This is a genomic window from Streptomyces sp. SAS_272 (genome assembly GCF_052543235.1).
On record NZ_JBMNDR010000205.1, the window covers coordinates 1 to 2222 of the forward strand.

Here is a 2222-nt window from a genome sequence, read left to right on the forward strand (position 1 = left end):
TGTGCGTGAGGCGGTGCGGTTCGCCGACGGGATCGGTGTGCTGGCCGCCGAGGGGGTGACGCGGTTCCTGGAGATCGGCCCCGACGGGACTCTCACCGCCCTCGCGCAGAACAGCCTCCCCGTAGACACCGGGGACGCGCTGTTCGTGTCGATGCTGCGCAAGGACGGTTCCGAGCACGTGGCGGCCCTGCGGGCGATGGCGAAGTTCCACGTCGACGGCGCGGACATCGATTGGCCGGCCGTGTTGGGCGGCGGCACAGGCGACGAACCCGTCGACCTGCCGACATATCCGTTCCAGCGGCAGCGCTATTGGCTCACCCCGAGCCAACCGCCGCCCGGCGGCCCGTCGGGTCCGACGCGAGCTTCCGTCGTGGTCGACGCGGAGTTCTGGGCTTCCGTGGCGAGCGAGGACGTGCCGACCCTCGCGGCAGGCCTCGACCTCGCGCCCGACGCGCTCGCTCCGGTCGTCCCCGCCCTCGCGAAGTGGTACCGCCGACGGCAGGAGCAGGCCGCGATCGACGCCTTGCGGTACGAGGTGTCCTGGCGGCCGCTGACCCGCGACGACGAGACCCGGCCGGGGGCGGGAGCGTCCGGCACCGGGAACTGGACGGTCCTGGTCCCGTCCGACGCCGACGGCGACTCTCGGGAGATGATGAACAGCCTCGTCTCCGGACTCCGGAGGGAGGGACTCATCCCGCACGTCGTCGAAGTGGACGCAGCCGACCCCAGAGCCTGCGCCGAGGCCCTCAGCCTTCCCGCAGACGGGACCGACACGTCCGGCGACCCCCGAAGCCCTGACGGCGTCCTCTCGCTCCTCGCCTTCGCCACGTCCGTCGGACCGGCCGTGGGGGCGCTGAACGCGCTGCGCGCGCTGGCCGACTCGCGTATTCCGGGCGTACGGCTCTGGGCCCTCACCCAGGGAGCCGTCGCAGTCGGCGGGACCGAACGCGTTACTCGTGTCCCGCACAACGCCGTATGGGGGCTGGGACGCGTCGCGGCGCTCGAGCACCCGGATGTCTGGGGCGGATCGATAGATCTGCCCGAGCGCGTCGACGACCGGGCGTGCAGCCGTCTCACGCGCGCGCTGACGCGTTTGAAGGGCGGCGAGGACCAGATCGCCGTCCGCTCGCACGGTGTCTTCGGCCGTCGGCTCGAGCAGTCCGCGCCGTTGCCGCAGCCCGCCGTCCCCTGGAAGCCGAACGGAACGGTGCTGATCACGGGGGGCACCGGAGCTCTGGGAGCACACGTGGCCCGCTGGGCCGTGGCGCGCGGCGCCCGCGATCTCGTCCTGGTGAGCCGCAGCGGCGAAACCGCGCCCGGCGCCGCCGAGTTGCGCGCCGAGCTGGAGCAGGCGGGCGCGCGGGTCACCCTGCGCGGCCTGGACGTCTCCGTGCGCGCGGACCTCGCCGCCCTTCTTGCCGAGCACTCCTTCGATGCCGTCTTCCACACGGCCGGGGTGCTGGACGACGCCACGCTGCTGTCGACCGACGCCGAACGCGTCGATCGGATCATGCGTCCCAAGACGTCGGCCGCGCACCTGCTCGACCAGCTGACCCGCGACCGGGATCTCTCCGCGTTCGTCCTCTTCTCCTCGCTGGCGGGAACGCTGGGAAGCCCGGGCCAGGGGGCCTACGCCGCCGCCAACGCGGTCCTTGACGCTCTCGCCGAGCGTCGGCGTGCCGACGGCCTGTCCGCCACATCCATCGCCTGGGGGCCGTGGGCGGGAGACGGGATGGCCGTCGCGTCCGGCGACCGGCGTCGCGGTCAAGGCGCCATGACCGCGCTCGCACCTCAGCTCGCGCTGTCCGCCCTCGGGGCGGTACTGGACGCGGGCATCGCCACGCAGCTCGTCGTGGACGCAGACTGGAAGCGTTTCGTCCCCGCGTTCACCGCCACCCGCCCCAGCGCCCTCCTCTCCCGCCTCGCAGTTCCCGTCGCCGCTTCCGGAACGGGTGGCACCGCGAGATCCGGCGAGGCCGACGGCAGCCTGCGGTCGCGGGCGGCCGGACTGTCGCGTGAGACCGGGCTGCGCCTCGTACTCGAGGAGGTGCGGAAGCTGGCGGCCGCCATGCTCGGGTACGAGGGCGCCGAGCAGGTGGGTGCGGAGCGGGCTTTCCGCGATCTGGGCGTGGACTCGCTCATCGCGGTGGAGCTGCGCAACGTCCTGGCCTCCGTGTCGGGCGTCACCCTCCCCACGACGGCGGTCTTCGACCATCCGACCC

General features: G+C 73.1%; 1 protein-coding gene. It reads left to right on the forward strand.

Annotated elements, in window-relative coordinates; all coding sequences use genetic code 11:
• The coding region (locus tag ACN6LD_RS42135) for an SDR family NAD(P)-dependent oxidoreductase (RefSeq protein WP_445045931.1) at nucleotides 1–2222 on the forward strand (2222 nt) is incomplete at both ends.